The organism is Methylocaldum szegediense, from assembly GCF_949769195.1.
Classification (GTDB): Bacteria; Pseudomonadota; Gammaproteobacteria; order Methylococcales; family Methylococcaceae; genus Methylocaldum; species Methylocaldum szegediense.
In genome coordinates this window covers 4,270,346-4,293,824 of record NZ_OX458333.1, presented here as the reverse complement: position 1 = coordinate 4,293,824, position 23,479 = coordinate 4,270,346, and the positions used below count along the sequence as shown (strand labels likewise).

The 23,479-nt window shown below is 57.6% G+C and carries 25 protein-coding genes; 14 read left to right on the top strand and 11 right to left on the bottom strand.

The features are described 5' to 3' along the window. Positions 1 to 2: 2 nt before the first annotated feature. From QEN43_RS18735 to QEN43_RS18715, 5 genes are all read right to left on the bottom strand, one after another. Positions 3 to 785 (bottom strand): succinate dehydrogenase iron-sulfur subunit, encoded by a 783-nt coding sequence (locus QEN43_RS18735; RefSeq protein ID WP_026609798.1) that lies wholly within the window; start codon positions 783 to 785, stop codon positions 3 to 5. Positions 786 to 795: 10 nt separating this feature from the next. After that, entirely contained in the window at positions 796 to 2,583 is a 1,788-nt protein-coding gene (gene sdhA, locus QEN43_RS18730) for a succinate dehydrogenase flavoprotein subunit (RefSeq protein ID WP_026609797.1), read from the bottom strand. A gap of 1 nt (position 2,584) precedes the next feature. Beyond that, on the bottom strand, positions 2,585 to 2,965 hold the full coding sequence (gene sdhD, locus QEN43_RS18725; RefSeq protein ID WP_026609796.1) for a succinate dehydrogenase, hydrophobic membrane anchor protein: 381 nt from the start codon (positions 2,963 to 2,965) through the stop codon (positions 2,585 to 2,587). Positions 2,966 to 2,985: 20 nt separating this feature from the next. Continuing rightward, the gene (sdhC, locus tag QEN43_RS18720; RefSeq protein ID WP_026609795.1) at positions 2,986 to 3,354 is read right to left on the bottom strand and encodes a succinate dehydrogenase, cytochrome b556 subunit; all 369 of its coding nucleotides are present in this window, start codon (positions 3,352 to 3,354) and stop codon (positions 2,986 to 2,988) included. Positions 3,355 to 3,448: 94 nt separating this feature from the next. After that, positions 3,449 to 3,607 carry a DUF1674 domain-containing protein gene (locus QEN43_RS18715; RefSeq protein WP_084161795.1) on the bottom strand — a complete coding sequence of 53 codons (159 nt, stop codon included), beginning with the start codon at positions 3,605 to 3,607 and terminating at the stop codon, positions 3,449 to 3,451. A 279-nt stretch (positions 3,608 to 3,886) separates the two neighbouring features. Between QEN43_RS18715 and QEN43_RS18710 the strand changes: the two genes are divergently transcribed. From QEN43_RS18710 to QEN43_RS18695, 4 genes are all read left to right on the top strand, one after another. After that, on the top strand, positions 3,887 to 4,078 hold the full coding sequence (locus QEN43_RS18710) for a CsbD family protein (protein WP_026609794.1): 192 nt from the start codon (positions 3,887 to 3,889) through the stop codon (positions 4,076 to 4,078). 233 nt (positions 4,079 to 4,311) lie between these two features. Further along, the gene (locus QEN43_RS18705; RefSeq protein WP_026609793.1) at positions 4,312 to 4,830 is read left to right on the top strand and encodes a DUF3341 domain-containing protein; all 519 of its coding nucleotides are present in this window, start codon (positions 4,312 to 4,314) and stop codon (positions 4,828 to 4,830) included. 44 nt (positions 4,831 to 4,874) lie between these two features. After that, entirely contained in the window at positions 4,875 to 5,315 is a 441-nt protein-coding gene (locus QEN43_RS18700) for a DUF2383 domain-containing protein (protein WP_026609792.1), read from the top strand. A gap of 130 nt (positions 5,316 to 5,445) precedes the next feature. Beyond that, positions 5,446 to 6,483 carry an SDR family oxidoreductase gene (locus QEN43_RS18695; RefSeq protein ID WP_026609791.1) on the top strand — a complete coding sequence of 346 codons (1,038 nt, stop codon included), beginning with the start codon at positions 5,446 to 5,448 and terminating at the stop codon, positions 6,481 to 6,483. A 57-nt stretch (positions 6,484 to 6,540) separates the two neighbouring features. On the opposite strand, the gene QEN43_RS18690 is transcribed toward QEN43_RS18695, so the two are convergent. Further along, entirely contained in the window at positions 6,541 to 7,506 is a 966-nt protein-coding gene (locus QEN43_RS18690) for an IS481 family transposase (RefSeq protein ID WP_317963485.1), read from the bottom strand. 589 nt (positions 7,507 to 8,095) lie between these two features. On the opposite strand from QEN43_RS18690, the gene QEN43_RS18685 reads away from it, so the two are divergent. The 6 genes from QEN43_RS18685 to QEN43_RS18660 all read left to right on the top strand — a co-directional run bounded on the left by QEN43_RS18685 (position 8,096) and on the right by QEN43_RS18660 (position 12,787). Beyond that, positions 8,096 to 8,632: a hypothetical protein gene (locus QEN43_RS18685; RefSeq protein WP_051331535.1), complete on the top strand. Its 537-nt coding sequence runs from the start codon at positions 8,096 to 8,098 to the stop codon at positions 8,630 to 8,632. A 91-nt stretch (positions 8,633 to 8,723) separates the two neighbouring features. Then, on the top strand, positions 8,724 to 9,146 hold the full coding sequence (locus tag QEN43_RS18680; protein WP_317963484.1) for a phage holin family protein: 423 nt from the start codon (positions 8,724 to 8,726) through the stop codon (positions 9,144 to 9,146). A 41-nt stretch (positions 9,147 to 9,187) separates the two neighbouring features. Continuing rightward, the gene (locus tag QEN43_RS18675; protein WP_026609788.1) at positions 9,188 to 9,637 is read left to right on the top strand and encodes a DUF2383 domain-containing protein; all 450 of its coding nucleotides are present in this window, start codon (positions 9,188 to 9,190) and stop codon (positions 9,635 to 9,637) included. Positions 9,638 to 9,763: 126 nt separating this feature from the next. Beyond that, positions 9,764 to 11,011, top strand: coding sequence for a DUF3618 domain-containing protein (locus tag QEN43_RS18670; RefSeq protein WP_026609787.1), 1,248 nt, complete (start codon positions 9,764 to 9,766; stop codon positions 11,009 to 11,011). A gap of 170 nt (positions 11,012 to 11,181) precedes the next feature. Continuing rightward, positions 11,182 to 12,207: a YihY/virulence factor BrkB family protein gene (locus tag QEN43_RS18665; RefSeq protein WP_051331534.1), complete on the top strand. Its 1,026-nt coding sequence runs from the start codon at positions 11,182 to 11,184 to the stop codon at positions 12,205 to 12,207. Positions 12,208 to 12,367: 160 nt separating this feature from the next. Further along, on the top strand, positions 12,368 to 12,787 hold the full coding sequence (locus QEN43_RS18660; protein ID WP_026609786.1) for a CBS domain-containing protein: 420 nt from the start codon (positions 12,368 to 12,370) through the stop codon (positions 12,785 to 12,787). Between the two features lie 65 nt (positions 12,788 to 12,852). Here QEN43_RS18660 and QEN43_RS18655 read toward each other — a convergent pair whose 3' ends face one another. Next, the gene (locus tag QEN43_RS18655; RefSeq protein ID WP_026609785.1) at positions 12,853 to 13,725 is read right to left on the bottom strand and encodes an SDR family oxidoreductase; all 873 of its coding nucleotides are present in this window, start codon (positions 13,723 to 13,725) and stop codon (positions 12,853 to 12,855) included. Positions 13,726 to 14,162: 437 nt separating this feature from the next. After that, positions 14,163 to 14,627: a hypothetical protein gene (locus QEN43_RS18650; RefSeq protein WP_156912684.1), complete on the bottom strand. Its 465-nt coding sequence runs from the start codon at positions 14,625 to 14,627 to the stop codon at positions 14,163 to 14,165. Positions 14,628 to 15,285: 658 nt separating this feature from the next. On the opposite strand from QEN43_RS18650, the gene QEN43_RS18645 reads away from it, so the two are divergent. The 3 genes from QEN43_RS18645 to QEN43_RS18635 all read left to right on the top strand — a co-directional run bounded on the left by QEN43_RS18645 (position 15,286) and on the right by QEN43_RS18635 (position 17,623). After that, positions 15,286 to 15,855: an HMA2 domain-containing protein gene (locus QEN43_RS18645; RefSeq protein ID WP_156912683.1), complete on the top strand. Its 570-nt coding sequence runs from the start codon at positions 15,286 to 15,288 to the stop codon at positions 15,853 to 15,855. A 207-nt stretch (positions 15,856 to 16,062) separates the two neighbouring features. Further along, entirely contained in the window at positions 16,063 to 16,833 is a 771-nt protein-coding gene (locus QEN43_RS18640; protein ID WP_036268059.1) for a DUF2231 domain-containing protein, read from the top strand. Positions 16,834 to 16,885: 52 nt separating this feature from the next. Next, positions 16,886 to 17,623, top strand: a complete 738-nt coding sequence (locus QEN43_RS18635; RefSeq protein ID WP_026609783.1) for a CPBP family intramembrane glutamic endopeptidase — start codon at positions 16,886 to 16,888, stop codon at positions 17,621 to 17,623. Between the two features lie 88 nt (positions 17,624 to 17,711). Here the strand turns inward: QEN43_RS18635 and QEN43_RS18630 are convergent, their stop codons facing one another. The 3 genes from QEN43_RS18630 to QEN43_RS18620 are packed head-to-tail and all read right to left on the bottom strand — an operon-like array spanning position 17,712 to position 21,768. Beyond that, positions 17,712 to 19,106 carry a sigma-54-dependent transcriptional regulator gene (locus QEN43_RS18630; protein WP_026609782.1) on the bottom strand — a complete coding sequence of 465 codons (1,395 nt, stop codon included), beginning with the start codon at positions 19,104 to 19,106 and terminating at the stop codon, positions 17,712 to 17,714. A gap of 13 nt (positions 19,107 to 19,119) precedes the next feature. After that, a complete protein-coding gene (locus QEN43_RS18625; RefSeq protein WP_317963483.1) occupies positions 19,120 to 20,559 on the bottom strand; it encodes a sensor histidine kinase in 1,440 nt (479 codons plus the stop codon). Positions 20,560 to 20,589: 30 nt separating this feature from the next. After that, positions 20,590 to 21,768, bottom strand: a complete 1,179-nt coding sequence (locus QEN43_RS18620; protein WP_051331532.1) for a class I SAM-dependent methyltransferase — start codon at positions 21,766 to 21,768, stop codon at positions 20,590 to 20,592. A gap of 486 nt (positions 21,769 to 22,254) precedes the next feature. Here QEN43_RS18620 and QEN43_RS18615 point away from each other — a divergent pair, with 486 nt between their 5' ends. Beyond that, the gene (locus QEN43_RS18615) at positions 22,255 to 23,094 is read left to right on the top strand and encodes a class I SAM-dependent methyltransferase (protein WP_036268055.1); all 840 of its coding nucleotides are present in this window, start codon (positions 22,255 to 22,257) and stop codon (positions 23,092 to 23,094) included. Positions 23,095 to 23,479 lie beyond the last annotated feature (385 nt).

Sequence of the window (23,479 nt, the reverse complement as noted above, 5' to 3'; positions counted from 1 at the left end):
GTTCAACGCTGCCGCTCGATCAAAAGCTTCTTGATTTCGGCGATGGCTTTGGCGGGGTTCAAATGTTTCGGGCACACGTGCGTGCAGTTCATGATGGTGTGGCAACGGTACAATTTGAAGGGATCTTCCAATTCGTCCAGCCGCTCGCCGGTATTTTCGTCCCGGCTGTCCACGATCCAGCGATACGCTTGCAACAGAACCGCAGGCCCCAGATAGCGGTCGCTGTTCCACCAATAGCTTGGACAAGCCGTCGAACAGCACGCGCACAAGATGCACTCGTAATAGCCGGTCAACCGGTTTCGCTCTTCCTTGCTCTGAAGGCGCTCGCGATCAGCGGGTGGCGGTGTCTGGGTCTGGATCCACGGCCGTATGGAGGCATATTGGGCGAAAAAGTGCGTTTGATCGGGCACTAAATCTTTGATCACCGGTTGATGTGGCAGGGGATAAATTCTGACCACCTCTCGGCAGTCGGCGATCGCTGTAGTACACGCCAAGGTGTTGTGCCCATCGATGTTCATGGCGCAGGATCCGCACACGCCTTCGCGGCAGGAGCGGCGGAAGGCCAGCGTGCTGTCAATCTCGTTCTTGATCTTGATGATGGCGTCGAGAACCATCGGCCCGCAGCGGTCCAAATCCACCTCGAACGCATCAAGGCGTGGATTTTCGCCGGACTCCGGATCGTAACGGTAGATTTCGAAGCGTTTGACATTCGTGGCACCCTCGGGCGCCGGATAGACCTTACCGGGTCTTACTGTGGAATTCTTGGGTAGTGAAAAAAGCCCCATAGTCTTTGCTCTAGTACACCCGTTTTTGCGGCTGAATGACTTCGACTTCGTCGGTCAGGGTGTACAGGTGTACCGGACGATAATCGATACGAACGTTGTGACGCTCATCGAGCCACAACAGAGAGTGCTTCAGCCAGTTCTCATCATCTCTTTCGGGAAAATCCTCGCGGCTGTGCCCGCCCCGGCTTTCTTCTCGGTTAAGGGCGCCTACGATGGTCACCATGGCCTGAGCGAGAAGATTCTCGAGCTCCAGGGTTTCGACCAAATCGGTATTCCAAATGAGCGAACGATCCGAAACGTGCACATCCTGAAAGGAGTCCATCACGCCTTTTAACTGCTCGACGCCTTGCTTCAGCACCTCACCCGTCCGAAAAACGCCCGCATGGGTCTGCATGCACCGCTGCATGGCCAAACGGATCTCCGCTGTTTTCCGGGAGCCTTTGGCATGGCGCAGCCGGTCGAAGCGGGCCAGCGCCGCATCACAAGCATCCGGCGGAAGCGGTTTGTGGAGTTTCCCGGGCTGAACCAATTCGGCACAGCGCAAAGCCGCGGCGCGCCCGAACACCACCAGATCGAGCAAGGAGTTGGACCCGAGCCGGTTCGCTCCGTGCACCGATACACAGGCCGCCTCGCCGATGGCCATTAAACCAGGCACAGGCGTCTCGGGATTGCCATCCTTCAGCGTGACTACCTCGCATTTGTAATTGGTGGGGATACCGCCCATGTTGTAATGGACGGTGGGAATGACCGGGATCGGCTCCTTCGTTACATCCACGCCGGCGAAGATCTTGACGGTCTGGCTGATACCCGGCAGCCGTTCTTCGATCACTGCGGGATCGACATGTTCCAAATGTAGGTGTAAATGATCCCGATCCGGCCCGACACCCCGCCCTTCCAGGATTTCCCGGGTCATGGCCCGGCTCACCACGTCACGCGAGGCCAAATCTTTGGCATGAGGCGCATAGCGCTCCATGAAACGCTCACCTTCGGAATTGGTGAGATAACCGCCCTCGCCTCTCACACCCTCCGTGACCAGGCAGCCGGCGCCGTAGATACCGGTGGGATGGAATTGCACGAACTCCATGTCCTGGAGCGGCAAGCCGGCGCGCAGCACCATGGCGTTGCCGTCGCCGGTCGTGGTGTGCGACGAGGTACAGGAGAAATAGCAGCGCCCGTACCCTCCGGTCGCCAGAATCGTCATGTGGGAACGGAACCAATGCAGCGTTCCGTCCTCCAGTCGCCAGGCCAGCACCCCGCAGCATTCGCCTTCGTCCATGATGAGATCGAGGGTGAAATATTCGGTGAAGAATTCCACCTTGTGCTTGAGCGATTGCTGATAAAGCGTGTGAAGAATGGCATGGCCGGTGAAATCCGCCGCCGCGCAGGTACGCTGAGCTACCCCTTTTCCGAAATGGGTGGTCATGCCGCCGAAGGCGCGCTGATAAATCTTGCCGTTTTCGGTACGAGAAAATGGAACCCCGTAATGCTCCAACTCGATGACAGCGGGAATCGCCTCCCGGCACATGTATTCGATCGCGTCCTGATCGCCCAGCCAGTCGGATCCCTTCACCGTGTCGTACATGTGCCAGCGCCAGTCGTCCTCGCCCATGTTGCCCAGGGCCGCGCTAATGCCCCCCTGCGCCGCCACGGTATGGCTGCGCGTTGGAAAGACCTTGGTCAGACAAGCGGTTTTCAGGCCTTTCTCGCCTAACCCGAGAGCCGCGCGCAAACCCGCGCCGCCGGCTCCGACGACTACGGCATCGTATGTGTGGCGAATGATCTCGTAGGCTTTGGTCATGCTACCCCATGAACACGATGCGCAGTGTCGCATAAATCGACGCCAGCGCCAGGAACGAAAAAACCAGCTTCATGCCCAAAATGCCGAGCATCTTCAGCCACTCAATGTGTATGTAATCTTCCATCACCACCTGCAACCCCAGCATCGCGTGATAAAACGCCACAATGATGAAAGACAGCATGAAAATACTGTTCCAGGGCGTCGCGATCCAGCGGACGACCTGTTCGTAATCGGCGTGCGGCAGAGCGACCAGGGCAGGCGCAAGCCAAAATATCAGAGGAATCAGCGCGACAGAGGTCACCCGCTGCCGCCACCAGTCGTGCGTTCCCTGTTTAGCCGAGCCCAGTCCCCGGGCACGGGCCAGTGGCGATCGATAGTTCATAGGCATTCAGAAGACGGCGATCACGTCAGTAGGAATAAGCCCAAGGTCAAAAGGAACGCCGCAGCCAATTCCAGCCAAGCGTTCCGATCCAGACTGTCACGGTCGAAACTGTGCCCGGTATCCCAGATCAGATGCCTGACGCCGTGAGAAAAATGGAAGAACAAGGATAACAACCAGGCCCACAACACGATTTTGCCCGGCGTCGAGCCCGCAGCCGCCTGAAGCCAGGCAAACTGTTCTTCTCCCTCGGCAACGGCCATCAAGCCTACCGCTAAGAATACCAGACCGATGCTCAGTAACACGCCGGTGACGCGATGCGTGATCGACAAAATCGCGGTCAGCGGCAAACGGTAAATCTGAAGATGGGGCGAGAGAGGACGTTCGCTCATGCTATGAAAAGCGTCTTGCGGATAGTCGTGGGCAGCGACGGTCACCCGATGAACGGAACTTCGCCGGTTACGGCGTGACTTGCACGCCTACACGCTAAAAATCGATGCACCGTCCATCCTTTTCCCAATCACCGTAGCGGGTCGGCTCCGGGCGATCGGCTTGCTTGTTTGTTCCGGTCTGTGCCTCAGATTTCTTGGCCTGCTCTTCATCAAACGTCTGATCGTGGCTCGCAGGCTTGAGTTCCTCAGTCATGATGCAACTCCTCGAAAATCAGAATCTGAATGTTCGGTTTTTATACCTTGGTGCGGGAGCGATCACAAGTCGTTTTTCACCCGCCCTGCGTCCAGACTCTAGAAACATTATTCGGACGGAATCTTTCGCGGGACATTGTGTCGAAGTTTTATCAACTATTATCAAGTTGTAAACACGGTCAAGGAAAGTTTCATATACCATCAATACGTATATGTACTCATTTATGGACCACCTAAGGCGGCATGCCTTATTCGATGGTGGATTCTTTGGAGGATTATCATGAATTGGGATCAAGTAAAAGGAAACTGGAAACAAGTCAAAGGCACCATTAAAGCACAATGGGGTCGCTTGACCGACGACGAACTCGATGAGATCAATGGCGAAAGAGAAAAACTGATCGGCAAGATTCAAGAAAGATATGGAATAGCCCGTGAGGAAGCCGAAAAGCAAATCGAAGGCATGAAGATGTAAAAGGGAATTTCAAGCCGGACTGACGATGATGTCGTCATGCTCGCATTCTTTATCACGGGCACGAGCGATATATGTCGTCAGCCGGCGTCCTGAATATTGGAGAAAGAACGCTTGAAATGCTATCGACTTCAAATCTTCTTCCCTATTTCGCTCCAATCTAAACAGTAGATCATTCCGTTTCGGCATTCCCGAACATAGATGATCATCACGCATTCTTTTGCAAGGAGATTGACATGAAAAAAGCCGTTTTCTGCATCGCCAGAACGAGAGATCAGGCCGAATCAATTATCGACCGACTGAAAGCGTCGGGCTTCTCTAACAACGACATTTCGGTCCTCTTCCCCGACAAGTCGACTACCAAGGACTTTGTCCACGAGCAACATACCAAGGCACCGGAAGGCGCTACCGCCGGGGGAGTCGCAGGCATGGGAGTCGGTGCCATACTGGGTTGGCTGGCCGGGCTGGGTACTTTGGCCATACCGGGTGTGGGGCCGTTCATTGCGGCTGGCCCGATCATGGCCGCTTTGAGCGGAGCCGCTATCGGCGGCGCGACTGGCGGGCTGGTCGGAGCACTGGTCGGCATGGGCATTCCCGAGTACGAGGCCAAGCGTTACGAGGGAAAAATCAAAGACGGAAATATTCTGATTTCCGTGCATACTGACGACAGTGACGAGCGTTCCAAGGTTAAAGACATCTTTGAAGAAGCCGATGCCGAAGACATCGCTGTAACCGGCGAAGCCAGCGTCACCTAATGGCCGGCTCCACCGGCATCAGTCGGAAACAACAGGAGACGTTTATGCCATGGGAAGCATCCAGACTTAACAAGCTGTTGCGCGCTGAAATATCCGCCGTTGAAACCTATCAGCAAGCCTTGGATAAATTGCGCGGCGAGCCGCAAACCGGCGAGTTGCAGCAAATTGCCTCGATCTGCGAAGACCATCGGGACTCGGCCAACAAGCTGAGAGAGCGAATCCTCCAACAGGGAGGTCGTCCCACGGAAGATTCCGGCGCTTGGGGTTCCTGGTCGAAAATGGTCATGGGCGCAGTCAAGCTCCTGGGCGACAAAGCGGCTCTCACCGCTCTACGCCAGGGCGAAGAAAACGGCATCGAGGACTATCAAGAGGCTTTGCAGGAAGCCGACATGCCGAGCGACATTCGGAACTTGATTCAAACGACACTGCTGCCGAGGCAACAGCAGCACCTGAACGTTTTAAACAAATTCATCGGAAGCGCCTGAAGCGAATGGGGCGCGGCCACAGAACGGCGGCGGGCCCGTCGCCGCATTCTGTTTACCGCGCCTGACTTGTTTCTGCGGATCGTACAGGTCATTCCAAATCCGAGCTCGCCGAAACTGGAGGCGCGTTTCCATGCGTTTGAATATCGCCGATTCCGTGACCGTCATAACCGGAGCATCCAGCGGCATCGGCAGAGCGACGGCGATGAAGCTCGCCGAGCAACATGGAACCGTCGTGCTGGCAGCCCGCCAAGCGGACGTATTACATGAAGTCGCCCGCGAGTGCGAACAAATCGGAGGACGCGCGCTGGCAGTAAGAACCGACGTCACCGACGAAGAACAAGTTAAACAATTAGCGCGCCGCGCGGTCGAGACATACGGGCGTATCGACGCCTGGGTGAACGATGCTGCAGTCACCATGCTATCTCGGTTCGAGGACGCGCCCGCGGATGCATTCCGGCGTGTCATGGAAACCAACTTTTTCGGTTATGTATACGGCGCACGGGCGGTTCTGCCCTATTTCCGCAAACAAGGCCACGGCGTTTTGATTAATGTGGCCTCCGTCGAAGGGAAAGTCGCGGCGCCTTATGCCAGTGCCTATGTCGCCAGCAAGTTCGCGGTCACCGGATTTTCGGAAAGCTTGCGCATGGAGCTTCGAGACGAGCCCGACATTCGCGTGTGCATGATTCTGCCCGCGACCATCGACACGCCCCTGTTCCAGCATGCCGCCAACTATTCCGGGAAAGCAGTTCAGGCGATGCCGCCGGTGTATGCGCCGGAAGAAGTAGCAGAGGCGATTCTGGAAACCATCCGCCATCCTAAGAGAGAGGTCACGGTAGGCAACGCGGGGCGGATGATCGCCATGCGGACTTTTGTGCCCCCGTTGGCGGAACGGATCGTGGCACGTAAGGTCGAGCGACGTCACTTTCAAGACAAACCCGACCGAAATTCGCCGGGAAATCTTTTCGAACCCATGCCCGAATTCGACACGGTGCATGGCGGCTGGCTCGAACCGTACCGGCAAATCCGTAGACGAAAAACAGCGTGGACTGCGGGTTTCGTGGCCTTACTGGCTGGTCTGGGCACAGCACTTTACCTAAGCGCTTCCAAGCGACCGACGCCGCGCATCGCCAACAAACCCGAAAGAAACTCGCAACCCGATCAATCGTGAACATCATATCTCACCCCCAGCGAGACAGTCGGAAGCAATGGAACGGCGATCATGTCCCTAACTGTCAGGTCCCGCAAGATCGTAAACCTTCTTTCGAAAAAGATGAGGATGGGACAGTTGCCAGTTTTTGAGAGCCTGGATCGGGGTGAGATGGCCTAAGGCCTTTTGGGGAATGTGATGATTGTACAGCTCGACATAGCGGTGCAGGGTGGTGTCCAGATCGGCGGTTGAATCGAAGTGATGGGTTTGCAACACCTCCTCGATGCGGCCATTGAAGCGTTCCACCAGGCCATTCGTTTGGGGCCGGCCCGGCGGAATCAGGCGATGTTCGATGCCTTGTTCAGTACAGAGGCGGTCAAACTCATGCGTCCCCGAGGACTGCCGAGTTCGGATCAGGAAACGGTCGGTAAACTCCGAGCCGTTGTCGGTCAGGCATTTCTGGATGCGGAAAGGCGCGGCCTGAATCACCGCTTTGAGGAAGTCCTTTGCGCTTAAGGCGGTGCGGTTGGGCTTGAGGGCGACATAGACCCAGCGGGTGGCGCGGTCGATGGCGACGAACAGGTATCGGCGGGGTTCGCCGTCGATGGCGGGCAAGTACTTAACATCCAGGTGAAGGAAGCCGGGCTCATAGGCCTTGAAGGGTTTGACCTTCGCCTTCTCTGTAGGCGGAAGCAGGGTCTTGAGGGACGCCACCCCGTGGCGGCGCAGGCAGCGGTCTAGCCCGGAACGGGACACGGCGGGATTGAGAAATTCCCGGGTCACGGCCAGGAGATCATCCAAGGGGAGGAGCAGAGCTTGGCGGAGGTAGACCACGATGGCTTCCTGGGCGGGCGTGAGCGTGGTTCTGAGGGTGTGGGGCCGGTGTGAGGCATCTTCGACCGAGGAGCGGTGTTTCCACTTGCGGACGGTCGTTCGGCTAATGCCATGCTTTTGGGCCAAGGCGCGCTCGCTCAACGTGGACGCTTGAATGGCCTGCCGAACGGCTGGGGTGGTACGGGCGTTCTTATGAAGACGAATCTGCATGGTGATGGACCTTACTTGGACGAACCAAAGATCTCCTGGAGAAGGCTCCGGGCTTCGAACAGAGCATAACTCCTTCTGGGTAAATAATCATACGGGACGTGACACCTAACCATCCTCCAAAACGGCGTACGGCGGATATTGTCCCTCTGATATAAAAGACCTTGGTTTCCCAGGAAATTGGAGTATTTAGGTTTGATCCCAATCTAACCTAAGTTGGAGATATGCCACATGGTTATATATTTTTTCCAATTTTTCATCCAAGCTGTTGTAGACCTGCAACCTAACGATCCATGATGGCTGTCTGAAAATTTATATATCAGTGTTTTTATACCCTCGATCACCTGATCCATTTTTAAGGATATTTGTCGTTTTTCGATAATATCCAAATCCCAGTATTCGCAACCCGGTCAAACGACCCAAACAAAAACCATCCAAAACACCACTCCCGCGTCCCCAAATATACGGCCAGCGCATCCTAGAATCACCACGGAAGCGGAACTGTTTCGCTAAAGATACGAATTATTACGACTGTTTTTGAACGGTATGAGGCGGAATAATTTGCTAAATATCAAGCATTAGAGGTGTAGTCATGGCTCACATAGAAACCGAATCGGGCACGACCCGATCGCCATCACAGCCTGAAACCGGTATTTCGGCCAGCACGGAAACGCATACCCCCGAGGTCAAAGCCGAGGCTAGGGCGATGGCCGGCGAGATCAAACACGAAGTGCAGCGGTTGAAGGATGAGGTCAAGCAACGAGGCGAATCCTTGTTCAAGGAACAACGCCGTGCGGCCGCCGAGGAAGTCGGTGGCGTAGCGGAGGCCTTGCATCGAGCTGCCCAGCAGTTAAGCGAGCGGCAGCAGTCGACGACGGCCCGTTATCTTGATCGTACGGCGGAAGCGCTCGACCGGATGGTTGACTCTATCCGCGAGGGAGACCTTCGCACGGTGCTCAAAAAGACCGAGGACTTCGCCCGCCGAAATCCGGGTGTGTTCTTTGGAGGCAGCCTACTCGTCGGCTTGATGCTCTCGCGATTTCTCAAAAGTTCCGCGGAGCGAAGAGCGACCGAGCCGGGATATGGCTCCATGGAGCGCCCGGAGGCCGGAGCCCGTTATACCCATTAAGGGATCCGACTTCGGAAAGGCCGGTCATCCGACAGGCGAAACGTCCGGCCTCGAGGGCGCCGGCACAACCATTTTTGAGAGGAATACCGTCATGCAACCAGACGAAGTGACAGGCAAGAAAGATCCTTCTCTTGCCGGATTGATTACAGATTTTACGCGCGAATTATCGACGCTCGTCCGTCAGGAAGGACAGCTGATGAAGGCCGAGTTATCCGAGAAAGTGTCGGAAGCAGGGGCCGGGGTCGGCTCACTGACGATCGGCGGCGCCATCCTGTTCGCAGGATTCCTAATTCTCTTGCTCGCCGCGGTCGCCGCGCTCAACGACGCATTGGGAAGCTTTGCCGTCGACAACCCCTGGCTATCGCCGCTCATCGTCGGATCGATCGTCGCCATCATCGGCGTGGTACTGCTGCAAAAGGGCCGCAGCAATCTCAAAGCGAAAAACCTGGTACCGAAAAAATCCGGCGATTCGCTTCGCAGAGACTCGGAAGTCTTGCGCGAGCATCTCAAGTGAACCGCGGCGGCTTTTAACGCTTCGGAGGAACGAGGAACCGTATGCCTAGCTTAATCGGAAACGAGGATTCTTTTGTCGAAACACTCATCAACCTGATCGAACTCGACTTCGATGCCACCGCCGCGTACGCGGCGGCCATCAAAAGGATCGACGACGGCGGCATTGGCGATCGGCTCGGTGAATTCATGAGCGACCACCAGCGCCATATTCAGGAACTCAGCCGCATCGTACGCGATCTCGGTCGGGTGCCGCCTACCGAAGCCGATTTCAAGGCCGTCTTGACCCAAGGAAAGGTCATCATCGGGAACATCGCCGGAGACAAGGGCATTCTCCTAGCCATGAAATCCAACGAAGACGACACCAATCAGGCGTATCGACAGGCACTCCAGCGCAGCGACATCTTGCCCGTGGCTCGCCCGGTGCTGGAGCGCAATCTCGCGGACGAACACCGGCATCGGGTCTGGATAGAAGAGCGTTTGACAAGGATGTGACGGTTTGTCGGTGGATTTCCACGTTAATCCGACAGTTCAGGGATGCTTTATCAACATCAAGAGACGAGCCCCAGACGACGAAACGATCGGGACGGGCGCTCTCAAGCAAGCGCAGTGGAGAATTTTATGGCTACCTATGACGAAACCAGAAGTCCCGAACAAATCGAAACCGATATCGAACGGACACGGAGCCAAATCGCAAAAACTCTGGACACGATACAAAAGAGATTTTCGCCCGGACAGCTCCTGGATCAGGCTCTCGGCTATCTGGACGAAATGCACATCGGTGAAAACTTTCGACGGTTGAGTACAAACGCCGGGACCGTCATCAAGGAAAATCCGATTCCGGTAAGCCTTCTCGGCATCGGATTTACTTGGCTGGCCCTGTCGGGCCGCGCTGGCACCAAGGGTCACCTACACTTGCCCCGGTTCACAAAGCCCTCCCACGGAATGGAAGGTTTGCACAGTCTGCACGGCGAAGTACCTCGCTCCGAGCCTTACGCTGCGGGCGGTGGCCAGGGCGAAGGCGCGATAGGAGAAAGGATGGAACATGTGAAAGGCAGAGTATCGGACACTGTCGGCCATGTTCGGGAAACGCTGGGGGATAAGGCGAGCCATGTTCGGCACTCCGTCTCCGATACCATGAGCAGCGTCCGTGAAAAGGCAGGAGACATTTCCCATCGAGCGCAGGATCAGGCCGCACAACTCGGGCATGCCGTCCAGGAACGGTATCAACATGTCGCTCAAGATCAGCCCTTGCTCTTGGGCGTACTCGGGCTCGCCATCGGCGCGGCTCTGGGCGCCTTCATGCCCCGAACACGGATGGAGGACGAGATGATGGGTGAAACCCGGGACCGGTTAGCACGCGAGGCTCGCGAAACCGGCCGGGACATCATGCGCGAGGCCCCGACTGAGGGCGAACGGCTTACCCGTGAACCGATGTCTGGAGGACCGACCGAAGCCGAGAGCAGCCCGCTCACCGCCGGCTCGATGGCAGGAGAAATTCGGCGCGACATGGCCAGAGGCGAAACCGGGACCGAAACCTCGCCCGTAATGCCCGCTGCCGGCGGCCCTGCGGGACGAGCCCCAGTCGTCGGCACGACAGCCGGCGGAACGACCAACGAAGGTCTGGGCGGCGTCACAAGAACCGTTGGCGGTGAGGAGGCGGCTGGTGCCGAATCGATGAAAGCTATGCCGCCGATGGGCGAACGCCGCAGCGGCGTACGTGACCGCCGCAAGGGATCCCTGGCCGAGACGGTCGGAGCCGCGACGAGATTCCCGCCTGCCGAAGAGCGGCGGCACGGCTTGCCGGATCGACGAATATCCGGGTCCGCGAGCGGCCAAACCGGCTACGACTCTCCGAACACGCCGTAAAACCAACCCGTTTGGCCCATCGGAAAAAACCATGACGCGCCACCCGTCGCGCGTCATGGGAAATACCGGTCGAACGCGTGACATGACGGATGATCCGGCTACTACCGGGGCTCCGACGCCTTTGCATCGCCGGACTATTCGCCCTTGATTCTTTCAGGGAGGCTTCCCCAATGCCAATACCGACCCACGCTTCCGCAGAAGACCACGAACGGGGCCGTTCGGCAACGCGTCCCTGGGATGTTCCGCTCGCGGGATGGCGGGATATCGCTTATCGTGTCAAGAACGAACTCGAGCGCGACAATATTTCTATCGTCGCGGCCGGCGTGGCGTTCTACGCCCTGCTGGCGATTTTCCCCGCCTTGGCGGCCATGATCGGCATTTACGGTCTGGTTGCCGACCCCGCCGACGTCCAAAAAGAAATCGAGGCCTTGGCGAGCATCGTCCCGCCCGAGGCGCATGCCTTGCTGAGCCGACAACTGAACGACATTGCCAGCCATGCGAATACCGCCCTGAGCTTGGGCGTGCTGATCGGTTTGGCGATCGCGATCTGGAGCGCCACCAAGGGCATCACGTCCCTGATTACTGCGCTGAACATCGTTTACAAGGAACAGGAAAGAAGAAGCTTTCTGAAACTCAACGGTCTGGCCTTGGGCTTCACCTTCGGCGGAATCGTCTTCGCTTTGCTGGCAATAGGACTCATTGCCGGTCTGCCCGCTTTTTTGAGCTTTACCGGCCTCGGCGGCTTTCTGTCGTTCCTGTTCTCTCTTCTCCGCTGGCCGCTTCTCGCTCTCGCGTTCGTCTTCGGTTTGGCCGTTGTCTATCATTACGGCCCCTGCCGTAACAAGCCGCGCTGGGAATGGGTCAGTCCCGGCGCCGTGCTGGCAGTGGTGTTGTGGCTGTTGGGCTCCGGACTGTTTTCGTTCTATGTATCCAATTTCGGAAATTACAACGAAACCTACGGCTCGGTCGGAGCCATCGTCATTCTGCTCACCTGGTTCTATCTCACCGCTTACGTGGTGCTTCTTGGCGCCGAGCTCAACGCCGAACTGGAGCGGCAGACCAAAGAAGACACGACCGAAGGCGAAGCCGAACCTTTAGGCGAACGCCGCGCGTACGCGGCCGACACCATAGGTCGAGCCTATGGCGACGAAAAAGCAGACGAGACAGGTGATGTGGAGCGGCATCCGAAACCTTGAGTTGGGACGCCCAGATGATCCTTCAATTACGAAAGGTTTGGCCGGGAGCGCCGGCCAAGCCCTCCCAATCGCAAACGGCTTGGCCGGGAGCGCCGGCCAAGCCCTTCCCCGTCGGCATTACGGCTGACTTAACGTAATCGAGAACGAAAGGTGAAATCCCATGAAAACTGTACGAGACATCATGACCAGAGGCGCCGAGTGCATCGGCGAACACGAGACCGTCGTCGAAGCAGCAAAGCGCATGGAGCTGCTCGACATCGGCGCCCTCCCTATTTGCGGAGACGATAACCGCCTTAAGGGCATGCTCACGGACCGCGACATCGTAATCAAAGTCTTGGCGGCGGATCGTGATCCTTCGACGACGACCGCCGGCGAACTCGCACAGGGTGTGCCGGTTATGGTCTATGCCCACGACACAATCGACGAGGCGCTGGCGAAAATGATCAAGCACAGCGTCAGGCGGTTGCCGGTCATCGAAGATCATAAGCTGGTCGGAATGGTCAGCCAAGGCGATTTGGCAATCGGCCTCGAGGCGTCCAAAGCCGGGGAACTGGTCAAAGCGATATCCGCGATGCCTTGATCGCGCGATCGAGGCCGGATGGCGGCTCCTGCATCAAGCGCCGCGCATCCCGTTGAGTCTTGCGTTCAACCAGCGCGAATATTCCCACCCAGCAAGGTCAACACCTCGCCGGTGACGTAACTCGAATCCGCCTCGGACGCGAAATACACATAAGCCGGCGAGATTTCCTCCGGCTGAGCCGGTCGCTGGTATTTGGTTTGTTTACCGAATTCCGCCACTTTTTCGGCCGGCTGGTCGGCGGGATTCAGGGGCGTCCAGACTGGGCCCGGTGCGACGCAATTCACCCGAATGCGCGATTCCGCGAGATTCTGCGCCAACGATTTGGTGAAGGCGACGATCGCGCCTTTGGTCGCCGCGTAATCCAAAAGTCCAGCATTGCCCTCCAAGCCCGTGATCGATCCGGTATTGATAATGGCATCGCCACCTTTGAGGTGCGGTAGCGCTGCCTTGGTCATATAGAAATAACCGTAGATGTTAGTCTTGAATGTCAGATCCCACTGCTCGTCCGACAGTTCGGCGAGGCTCTCGCAGTGCTTCTGATAGGCCGCGTTGTTCACAAGCACGTTCAGCTTGCCGAACGCCTGGACGGTCCGTTCCACGGCTAGTCGGCAAAAAGAAGCGTCCTTTACATCTCCGCAAAGGGTGATAGCCTTGCGCCCCTCCGCTTCGACCGCCTGCTTGGTTTCCTCGGCATCCGAATGTGCTTGGTGATAGACGATGGCAACGTCCGCTCCCTCGCGGGCAAACAGCACGGCGACGGACCGGCCTATTCCGGAATCGCCCCCGGTTATCAGGGCTATCTTGTCCTTGAGTTTACCCGCTCCTTTGTACAAAGGCGCCGAGTATCTCGGCCGGGGCTCTAGCTCGGATTCCAGCTCCGGCCGCTCCAGATGCTGCTCTGGAAACGGCGGTTTCGGTTCTTGCACTTCGCCGCTCATGTCGATCGCTCCTTTCGCTGATATAACCCATACGACTTTCCCGCTAAGCTTATTCTCCCGCCCGAGATGTAAAGTTCTCACGGAAGCACCGACATCATGACACCATTCTGCGCGAGCCAGAGTATGCAACACATAAGGAATAAACTATGAATACGAAAGAAGCCCTACCCATCCGGGTGCCCTGCCACCTGTCGACGGTAGGTTAAAGCTTACAAAGTTTGATCCGGGCGTCGGCAACCTCAGGCTAGGGCGCTGAGTTCAATTTCGGCCCTGTCCAGCCAGCTTCCATGCTTCGACCTGGGGCGAATCCCTATCCGCTTAGGGAACTGTCGAGCGTCCTCCAGCGCAAAAACGTCTATGGAGGCTCGCTATCGAATGCGTGTTCAACGGACCCACCCCATGCACGATTGTGTCCGCCTCGCGACAGCATCCCTCGATCAGAGTTCGAACGAACTGGGCGAAGTCCTGCCGGGTCCAGCCAGCGGTTCAAAGGCCAAGACCACACACTGCGCCCCGTTCTGCACGGAGACGCTGTCATAAAGCCGCGGAACAGAACCGAACCCGGTGACGAGCGACTCGACTCCCCTGATCCAGTTTTTTTCACGCAAACACGCCAATCGGCCCACCAGTCGGTGCACTAGGCTAGGCCATGGGTACTCGTAGTGCCGGGGCACCAGCCAGGTGTCTGGAAGCTCGCGCTCCGCAAGCCCGAAAAATGCGTCGCAGAAAACCGGGCTAGTGCCCGCGATACCGGAGAAATCCAATTCGACACTGCATCGGGAACAGCGGCGCAAAGCAGCGATAACGCGTTCGGCCTGGCTTTCGGTTTTCAGCACCCTGCTCAGCGGGTCGGCAAACCGGACCAGAGCGATGGACGGCGGAGAGATTGATATGACGGTCATTTCTTTTGTTCGGTCGGGAACACCGGAAAAGCCGGAACCGATCGCCACGGTCTCTGAGACCCCACCGATCGGTTCTCGGCACCCGGCACGAAGCATGGAACGAAGGCTTGGTCGCGCTCGCAAACCGCGCGAACCGAGTCGGGCGAAGCGACTTACGTGCCAAGCGTGAAGTTTGAGTTACTTCATTGTTTTTGTTGGCATCGTTAGCCTGCTCAATGAGGCGGCGGAAGGCCGGGTGGTTCAGGACCACCACCAGCGACGGTGCATCTGAACCATGCCCGGCTCAAAACCGCCGCTCGAGTGGAATTACCCTTACAAGATTCAAGCTTGGGAAAACGAGAAAGACTCGTACTACTTTTTTGATCGGCTTTTTAACGCCTTCACGGACCACGACCAAGGCCAGCCGGCGCGGCTGCCACCGACAAGAGGTCGCAATCGAGGAATCTCCAAAAGCATTCGATGTCAGAAGCTTAGTAATCGACACTTGAGCTCCGACCGCTGTAGACCATTCGCCCGAAACTAAGTCGAACGGTTTAAGGTCTACCAGGCGAAACTCAAGGTTCGTATCGGTTGCGCCGGCTATTCGTCACAAATATCCGAACGAGTCCAGTGTTGAAATTCGATCGGGCCGGCAATAACCCAGGAGACGACGGTCGATATGAGTTCAAGCAAAACTCATCGGGCGCGAATGGTCAGCACCACGCCTGGACGGCTGCGGATAAAGTACCGTCACGCTCGCAACAACCCCTCGCTTCTGAACCGGATAAAAGGCGGCCTGGAAGCCCGATCCGGTGTTTCCCAGGTGCGCGTGAATCCCGTAACTGGGAGCTTCGTGGTTCATTACGACCCGGCCCGATGTGATAAAGCCGGAATCTTCAGGTGCCTTCAAGACATCGACGTCATCGTAGAAGATCTGACTCACGGCCCCTCGGTGATTCCACCGCAGACCACACTGACCGCGAACGAGGCGATTCGCGATTTGAATACCCGCCTGAGCCGCTGGACGGGACTCCCGATCGATCTTCGCACAGTGTTGCCGTTGGCCTTCGTCGGAGCGGGACTCTGGTCACTGATACGGAACGGGCTCATGATCGAAAAAGTCCCCGCCTGGCTCTTGTTCTGGCTAGGCTTTGACCTATTCGTAAAAGCTCGGCCTCAGGAGCCGGCGCTCTCGGCTCAGGAACTTACGTCTACCCGGCGCACAAGACATCACTCCGATCCGCCCTAAACGCGGCGGCCGGATGTCTCAAAAACGGCTTTGATCCGCCGGGCTCCGGCCATCCGACGGATCTGTGCACGGCGTTCCGATTCAAAACTCCCAGACAAGCATTCGGTGCGACGGCGGTTCCGACCGAACCTTAGCGCTTCCCGCTAGTCTGAAATCGAGGAACGGAGGCGCGTCTCGAGCAAGCTTCGGCGGGAATGGAAACAAAAGATGACGCCGGACCTTGACGAGGACCATGCCGAGCGCATGCAAAACGGAAACACCATGCTCGATTCTATTTACGAGTCTTTTGCTCGCTGGGGCTACCCTCACCCGATCCATCCGACCGAGGTCCATATGCCCATCGGACTGGTGGTTGGCGCATTTATCTTCGCCTGGACTGCTTGGCTTCTCCGGCGGCCGAGGCTTGCCCGAACAGCATATGATTGCATCGTTCTTGCCTTCATTTGGCTGTTTCCGACTGTGCTGTTCGGGGTGATGGACTGGCTGCATTATTACGCAGGCGCCATGCCATTTCCGATCAAGATGAAACTGATCCTCACGCCCGTTCTTCTGATTTTAATGGCAGCGGCGGTGTTCCTCGGACGTGGAGCCGGTGCCGAATCCAGCGTAGCTTTGGTCAGCTACAGCCTGTGTTTTCTCGTGGTCGTCGTCCTGGGCTACTTTGGCGGCGAATTGGTCTATACCGCCGAAGAACCATCCCATTCCGACGAAGCCCAAGCGGGCGCCGAATTGTTTTCCACCAATTGCGCCAGTTGTCACCCTCAAGGCCGCAACATCATGAATCCCGATTTGCCCCTGCGAGGCTCCCCGCATTTGGCGGATGCCGACCGGTTCATAGCCTTCATTCGCAATCCCAAGCTTCCGGATGGCTCGGTCGGCACGATGCCGGCGTTTCCTGCGGACAGACTATCCGACCGGGAAGCCTTGGAACTTTACCGATACATCGTTCAAACCATTGAAAACTCCGGCCGCCAATGACCAACCGCGACTTTGCCGCAAAGATCACCGCCGCTTTCCAGGGTAAATCATCGTGAACGGCAACCCGCGCAACAACGGCTTACGCCGCAAATACCGATTCGACTCGGATAAAAAGGCACAGCTTTTCGAAGTCTCGGTTTTTTTGTTGCTGATCGTTCCATCCATGATGCAGTCTTTCCTCGTGGTCGAGCAAGGCGCCGCAAGCTTCACCGTCACGGCCTGGGCAACCATCCTGCGGGATTTAGGGCTGGTCGGCCTGGTCGCTTACTTTCTCTGGAAAAACGAGCAATCGGCAGATCGCATCGGCTGGACACTCAGGAATGTCCGAACCGAAATCGGCATCGGCTTCGCGCTGTTCATTCCGTTTTTCGTAGGCATAGGCCTCGTGGAAAGCGCTTTGCATGCGGCTGGGTTTGCAGCCTCACGCGCACCGCGGCCGGAATTCCTGACCCCGGGAAACCTGCCGCAATATCTTCTGGCCATGCTCTTGCTCGCGGTCGTGGCGGTGGCAGAGGAGATCATCTTTCGCGGCTACCTGATTCTGCGCTTCGTCGAACTGGGCGCGAGCCCGGTAGGCGCCGCGACACTCTCCGCCATCCTATTCTCTCTTGGCCACGGGTATGAGGGATCGGTCGGAGTGATCACGGTCGCCGTCGCCGGTTTCGGTCTCGGAATGCTCTATCTTTGGCGCCAGAGTCTCGTGAGTCTCATCGTCCTGCACTTTCTGCTGAATTTCGTCGGTGTGATTCTGGCACCGTTGCTACGTTCAAGCGCGGTCGGCAGCGGCTGACGGAGACGCGCCGAACCGTTCGCCCCGGCGACCTCCGTTACGCCTTGATCGGTGTTCTCCCATTTCGGCTACGGCCGATACGCGGCGATTAGCTCGATTCTTTCAATCCGTATTTCCGGATGCGATAGCGCAGCGTTTCGCGGGTCGTGCCGAGGGCGCGGGCAGTGGCGGTAACGTTGCCGTGATGGCGTTCCAGCGTGGTTCGGATGATATAACAGTCCATATCGTCCAACGCCATGCTCCCGTCGAGCGGAATGAACAATCCGTCCGCCGTCGCCGCCCCTCCCGCCGGAACTTCTCTCGCGTCATGCCGGCGCAATTGCAGCCATTCGGCCGGTAACACCGGTCCTTCGGCGAACAGCACGCAGCGCTCGATGACATTCCGCAATTCCCGCACGTTGCCGGGCCAGTCGTGTGCCCGCAATTCCGCCCAGACGGCTTCCGGAACCACTTTGACGTGCTTTCCGGCCTTAGCGTTGAACTCGGCCACGAAAAGTTCGACCAAATCCACCAAGTCCTCCTTGATCTCTCTGAGAGGCGGCAGCCTGAGCTTGAACACGCTCAGACGATGATAAAGATCGCCGCGGAATTCGCCGCGCCTGACCATGTCCTCGAGATCCCGGTGGCTGGCCGCCACGATTTGCACATCGACGGCGATCTCCTTTTCCGAACCCAGCCGACGAATCTTCCGGTCCTCGATGGCCTTGAGAAGCTTGGACTGCAGGTCCGGCGCCATTTCGCCGATCTCGTCTAGGAACAAGGTGCCGCCGTCGGCCTGTTCGATCAATCCCCGGTGGCGCGATACAGCGCCCGTGAACGCGCCGGCTTCGTGCCCGAACAGCTCGGATTCCAACAGTTCGCGGGGCAGCGCGGCACAGTTGAGCTCGATCAGCGGGTTTTCCGCTCGTTTGCCGCCGTAATGCAGGATCCGGGCCGCGAGCCCTTTGCCGGTACCGGTTTCGCCGCTGATGATCAGGGCGCTGAAAGGGACTTGGGTCAAGCGCGTCAACATTTCGCGCACCCGCTGGGCCGCCTGGCTCCTGCCGACATAGGCGTCAGGCGAATAGCGGCGATGGCGCTGACGCGCCTGCTGCGCGAGCCGCTTTTGCGCCTGAGCACTGCGCGCGGCGGCGGCAACGACCAGGTCCAACCGCGATTTCTCGCACGGCTTTTCGAGAAAGTCGTACGCCCCCAGGCGCAAGGCCCGCACCGAATCCGGCACGCTCCCGTAGCCGGTGAGCAGCAACCATTCCGTATTGGCAATCTGCCCCTGAAGCGATTCCATGAAATCCAAGGCGTTGCCGTCCGGAAGATACATGTCGGACAGAATCACGAGGGGCTCGAAATCGCGTTCCAGCAACCATTCTCTCGCTTCCTTGAGATCCTTTGCCCACTCCACCTCCCAGCCCGCTTTGCGATAGTGGCGCGTCAGCTCGGAACCGAGCAGGGCCTCGTCCTCTATGATCAGCAAGGTATTCTGCATGGCACGTTCAAACCTATTGACAAGGAAGCGTCAAACTCACTCGAGCACCATGGGGCTCGACGTTCGAAAGACTCAGTTGCCCCCCTAAATCGCGTGTAAAACGCTGAACCATGGCAAGGCCGAGCCCGGTACCGCCAGGACGTCCAGTCGCGAACGGACGAATGCCGTTTTCCAGGATCTCCACAGAAAAACCGGGACCATCATCAATCACCGAAACGAGAACGTGGTCTTCCTGGCGAGACGCCCGAATCTCAATCGAACCCTCTCGGTCTCCGATGGCCTCAGCCGAATTCAGGATCAGATTGAGCAGTGTCTGCCGCAAACGGCAGCCTGGAAGGCGGGTGACCAAGTCGCCGGAGGCTGCCCAATCGAGCTTAATGGTCGGCGGGATCTGATAGCGGACCAGCGTCACCAGTTCGCGTATCAGCGCGGTCACATCGCATTCGCTGACGGGCGCCGGCGTGTGCCGGCCGTGGTCTAGCAGCTCATTAAGCAACCGCCCCATCCGCTTCAACTCGGCAATAATCAATTCAACCCGTCCGGCTTGCTCGGCATCGTCGATTTCATCGCGCAGATTGGCACAGGTCATCTGGATACCGGCTAGGGGGTTTCGCAATTCATGGGCAATACCGGCGGCCAATTCTCCGACCGCCGCCAAACGTTCGGCACGGGACAGGCTGGCTTGTTGCTCCAATAGCGCCCGTGTCGCCGCGCGCACCTCCGCTTCCAGCGATTCCGCATGATGACGCTTGGCCGACTCCAGTTCTGCCAGGCGCTTGACCATATGGTTGTAGCTGTTGAACACCGGAAGCAGGATCGGGTCGACACGCGCCGTCTCGATAGGCGTGAAATCTTCTTGGGCGAGGCGTAAGAGCAGTTCCTTAAGATTATTCAGCGGCGTCAGGATCTGCCGGCGGAAAAACAACCCTCCTAACAGCAGAATGGCCGCGAGGATTCCGAATACCAAGGCGATTTCGGTGCGGGTCGCTAGCGCGATCTCCTCGGCCAGACGTCCCCGTTCCAGTGTCTCTTCATCCAACATAGCACTGGTGATTTTCAGGGCACGGAACAAGAGCGCCTCCTGGCTGTCCGGGGAAAGGTGCTCCCGGCTAATCTCGTCGACGAGCGAGCTGACCTCGGTCAGCTTGCTCGGTGTGGCGGGCGCGACGTGATAGTCATGCCGCGCCAGTTCGGCAAGCCGCACGGAAAGTTCGGAAAGTTGCTGTCCATCCAGGCGACGGCTTGTGCCGATTGTGAAATAACCCGTCAGCGCGTCCTGCAATTTGAATGCGACTTCCTGAATATGATGGGCATAGCCGACGTAGGTGCGCATGGTTTCAAATCGCTCCAGGTTGCGCCATATCATGCCGCCGAGAAGGAAGATCACCAGCAGCAATAGGCCGAGCAGCGCCCAACCTCGTACCTGGGCGTAGCGATAGGAAAATGGTTTCACAATCCGGTACTCAAGGGCTCGAAAATAGCGTCATTCTACCTGCAGAAGCGTGTCCGATGATCGACGTCTCTCAGATGGCGCTTCTGATGGTGCTTTGTTTTCGGCGGGGTGTGGGTCCGGGCTATTCGCCGTGGCGTCGAGCGCCGCCTCGGGTGCTTGCCTTTGGCAGCGACCATAGCGCCCGGCTTCCCATTGTTTCCGCACTTCCATGACTTTGTAGCCGCCGCATTCCGCCAGCGTTTTCTCGCGGCCGGCGCAGGTTCGAACGAGCTTTTCGTAGGGCAGATGGCGATTAGCGACAAAATAGAGCCGGCCGTCGGGCTTGAGGGAAGTCAGAGCCGTGCGAATAAACGCTCGGCCCAAGCCGGGATCGGCCTCCCGCCCAGTGTGAAACGGCGGATTCATGATGACGAAATCAAACTGATCGACGGGCAACCCCGCGGTAACGTCGTGCCAATGAAAATGTAAGGACGTCAAGGGGGCGAATACGGCAAGGTTGCGTCGTGCTGCTTCTAGTGCCTTATGCTCAGCTTCGAACAAGTGCAGCCCGGTGATAGCGGCGGAACGGGAGAGCAGCATGCGGCTCAAATAGCCGTAACCCGCTCCGAGGTCGGCACCGCATCCCGCGAGATCGTCCGGAAGACATTCGACAAGCAAGCGCGAACCGGGATCGATGCGATTCCAACTAAACACGCCGGGCCGGCTCAACAAATCTGTTCCCGGTATCGGCTGGAGTTCGCCTGCCCGAAGCCAGGACGCCATTAATACCCGATCGAGTCGGGCGGACTCTTTTTTCCCCCAAAATACCCGACATTTGTGCTTGCTGAATGACTGAATCCTGCCGATCAGCTCCGCGCAACGTTTTTCCAGCGAAGTCGCGCCGAGGTCGTTGGCGGCGGTAACGACCAGTCTACCGCCCTCGTGCAACCGTGAGACCGCTTGTGCAATGTGGTAAAGGGTTTCTTCCTTGTGCTTGGTCGCGAAAACGATGGCAAGACTGCACTGAGTATCGGTCTCGGTGACGGCTTCGGCACCCAGCCCGACCAAGGCGTCTGCTTCCGGCTTAAAGGTCTGTTGGCAAAACACCGGTCGTCCGCGCAGCCGCCGAAGATAATCGCCAGGCACGGCGCGAAAAATCAAAATGCCGTCTTCGTTTTCAATAGGGTACTGATCGAGAAATTTATCCAAGGCGGAAGCTTGGGGATTCATGGCTATGAGAGACGGAGATGTCAGGACGAAGCGTTTTTTTATTTATTAATCAGCCCGTAAATGCCCTCGTAGTATTTACGGGCCGCCACCCAGCCCAGTACACGCCCGGCCTGGGCTCACGCGGCTTGTTGCCGCGCCGGGACATCCCTGCCCCGGATTAACCCGGCCCATATTTACAGGCCGGGTTAACAATAATCGCCATCCACCCGGGACGCGTAGCTTATCCGAGCCTGCGCGCGGTGGTCAGTCAGAATGGGGCCCCTTCGATTTCGGTATGTCGTGCCGGAAAGGCTTTCCGCCCGTGCACTCATTCCTGAGCGCCAGAGCGAGAACGCTGTCTCGGAAACCCACCCTTTCTGAAGGCAAGCATGCCAGCGGCGCTTTGTTATTTCGGTCTATTCGGCCGTCGGGCGGCAATTTTTCATTTTTATCTATCCGATTGCTAGTATATCGGCATATGGCCCGTTCTCACTTCCACGACACCTCATGTCCAGCCCGGTCAAACTGCCTTATTTCGATGCCCTTCTGAATCTCCTGGATCGAGGCGATCCCAATGTGGAACGGGCTTTCGGGCGTCACGTGCATTGGGGTTATTGGCCCGACCCTAGGCAGGCCGACGGATCGGCCGAAGATTTCGCGCTGGCGGCCGAGCGGCTTGCCGAAATGGTCTATACGGCGGCGGAAGCCCAGGATGGCCAGCGGATATTGGATGCTGGCTGCGGCTTCGGCGGCACGGTCGCGAGCCTAAACGGCCGATTACGAAACGCCGAATTGATCGGCCTGAACATCGATCGACGCCAGTTGCGGCGCGCGCGTGAACAGGTTTCTGCAGAGATCGGGAACGTCCTTAACTGGGTTCAAGCCGACGCCTGCGCCCTACCCTTCGCCAACTGCAGTTTCGACACGGTTCTGGCGGTTGAATGCATTTTTCATTTCCCGAGCCGGAGAAGCTTCTTCGAAGAGGCGTACCGGGTGCTGAAACCCGGCGGGCGGTTGGCTTTATCAGACTTTGTCCCGAAGCCGTTGCTGCGGCCCGCCATGACCTTCGCTTCCCGCTGGCCGGCTTCGGCCGGATTCTACGGGCGCTGCAAGTTTCACAGTACCCTGAAGGACTATCGCCACCTGGCTGCGGAAACGGGATTCGTCATCCGCCATGAACGGGATATCACATCCAACACCCTGCCTACTTATGATTTCGTGCGCAAGCTAGCCAAGGACCTGTCGACGACAACGGTGTCGGCGATCATCGAAACCCTGTTCGCAGAATGGGCCAGCCGATTGGGACTGCTGCGCTATCTAGTGTTGGCCTTAGAGAAGCCCAGCTGAGGACTTATTCGAACAATGCACCAGGTTCCGCCGCAGGATGGTATATGCTCGCATCCCACAGTGCCGACATGTTTGCCGGTAGTTATGCGCGCCTTTACGTCTGGGCGAAACGGCAGAAACGGAGAGTCACGGCGCGCGGAAAGTCGCGAGGATATAATGGCTTATAGCGGTGCACACCTGACTCACCCTAGAATTTGCCGTCGTTTTATGTCGAAAGGGATATCCTTGGCGTCCCCGAGGAACTGTTCAGGCTCAAAACGGTCCGATCGAGCGATCAAATTTTCTTGAAAACCATCCAAACCTGTCCGTTTTTCGGGACTTATGTTCACTCAAGCAATTATTATCGGCTCGATATGGTTTAATACCGGGTTAATCGTTAACAAGC

What these genes read in the sequence shown, in the direction of transcription:
- QEN43_RS18735 (WP_026609798.1), bottom strand. Translation starts at nt 785, where the DNA reads ATGGGGCTTTTTTCACTACCCAAGAATTCCACAGTAAGACCCGGTAAG.
- sdhA (WP_026609797.1), bottom strand. Translation starts at nt 2,583, where the DNA reads ATGACCAAAGCCTACGAGATCATTCGCCACACATACGATGCCGTAGTC.
- sdhD (WP_026609796.1), bottom strand. Translation starts at nt 2,965, where the DNA reads ATGAACTATCGATCGCCACTGGCCCGTGCCCGGGGACTGGGCTCGGCT.
- sdhC (WP_026609795.1), bottom strand. Translation starts at nt 3,354, where the DNA reads ATGAGCGAACGTCCTCTCTCGCCCCATCTTCAGATTTACCGTTTGCCG.
- QEN43_RS18715 (WP_084161795.1), bottom strand. Translation starts at nt 3,607, where the DNA reads ATGACTGAGGAACTCAAGCCTGCGAGCCACGATCAGACGTTTGATGAA.
- QEN43_RS18710 (WP_026609794.1), top strand. Translation starts at nt 3,887, where the DNA reads ATGAATTGGGATCAAGTAAAAGGAAACTGGAAACAAGTCAAAGGCACC.
- QEN43_RS18705 (WP_026609793.1), top strand. Translation starts at nt 4,312, where the DNA reads ATGAAAAAAGCCGTTTTCTGCATCGCCAGAACGAGAGATCAGGCCGAA.
- QEN43_RS18700 (WP_026609792.1), top strand. Translation starts at nt 4,875, where the DNA reads ATGCCATGGGAAGCATCCAGACTTAACAAGCTGTTGCGCGCTGAAATA.
- QEN43_RS18695 (WP_026609791.1), top strand. Translation starts at nt 5,446, where the DNA reads ATGCGTTTGAATATCGCCGATTCCGTGACCGTCATAACCGGAGCATCC.
- QEN43_RS18690 (WP_317963485.1), bottom strand. Translation starts at nt 7,506, where the DNA reads ATGCAGATTCGTCTTCATAAGAACGCCCGTACCACCCCAGCCGTTCGG.
- QEN43_RS18685 (WP_051331535.1), top strand. Translation starts at nt 8,096, where the DNA reads ATGGCTCACATAGAAACCGAATCGGGCACGACCCGATCGCCATCACAG.
- QEN43_RS18680 (WP_317963484.1), top strand. Translation starts at nt 8,724, where the DNA reads ATGCAACCAGACGAAGTGACAGGCAAGAAAGATCCTTCTCTTGCCGGA.
- QEN43_RS18675 (WP_026609788.1), top strand. Translation starts at nt 9,188, where the DNA reads ATGCCTAGCTTAATCGGAAACGAGGATTCTTTTGTCGAAACACTCATC.
- QEN43_RS18670 (WP_026609787.1), top strand. Translation starts at nt 9,764, where the DNA reads ATGGCTACCTATGACGAAACCAGAAGTCCCGAACAAATCGAAACCGAT.
- QEN43_RS18665 (WP_051331534.1), top strand. Translation starts at nt 11,182, where the DNA reads ATGCCAATACCGACCCACGCTTCCGCAGAAGACCACGAACGGGGCCGT.
- QEN43_RS18660 (WP_026609786.1), top strand. Translation starts at nt 12,368, where the DNA reads ATGAAAACTGTACGAGACATCATGACCAGAGGCGCCGAGTGCATCGGC.
- QEN43_RS18655 (WP_026609785.1), bottom strand. Translation starts at nt 13,725, where the DNA reads ATGAGCGGCGAAGTGCAAGAACCGAAACCGCCGTTTCCAGAGCAGCAT.
- QEN43_RS18650 (WP_156912684.1), bottom strand. Translation starts at nt 14,627, where the DNA reads ATGACCGTCATATCAATCTCTCCGCCGTCCATCGCTCTGGTCCGGTTT.
- QEN43_RS18645 (WP_156912683.1), top strand. Translation starts at nt 15,286, where the DNA reads ATGAGTTCAAGCAAAACTCATCGGGCGCGAATGGTCAGCACCACGCCT.
- QEN43_RS18640 (WP_036268059.1), top strand. Translation starts at nt 16,063, where the DNA reads ATGACGCCGGACCTTGACGAGGACCATGCCGAGCGCATGCAAAACGGA.
- QEN43_RS18630 (WP_026609782.1), bottom strand. Translation starts at nt 19,106, where the DNA reads ATGCAGAATACCTTGCTGATCATAGAGGACGAGGCCCTGCTCGGTTCC.
- QEN43_RS18620 (WP_051331532.1), bottom strand. Translation starts at nt 21,768, where the DNA reads ATGAATCCCCAAGCTTCCGCCTTGGATAAATTTCTCGATCAGTACCCT.
- QEN43_RS18615 (WP_036268055.1), top strand. Translation starts at nt 22,255, where the DNA reads ATGTCCAGCCCGGTCAAACTGCCTTATTTCGATGCCCTTCTGAATCTC.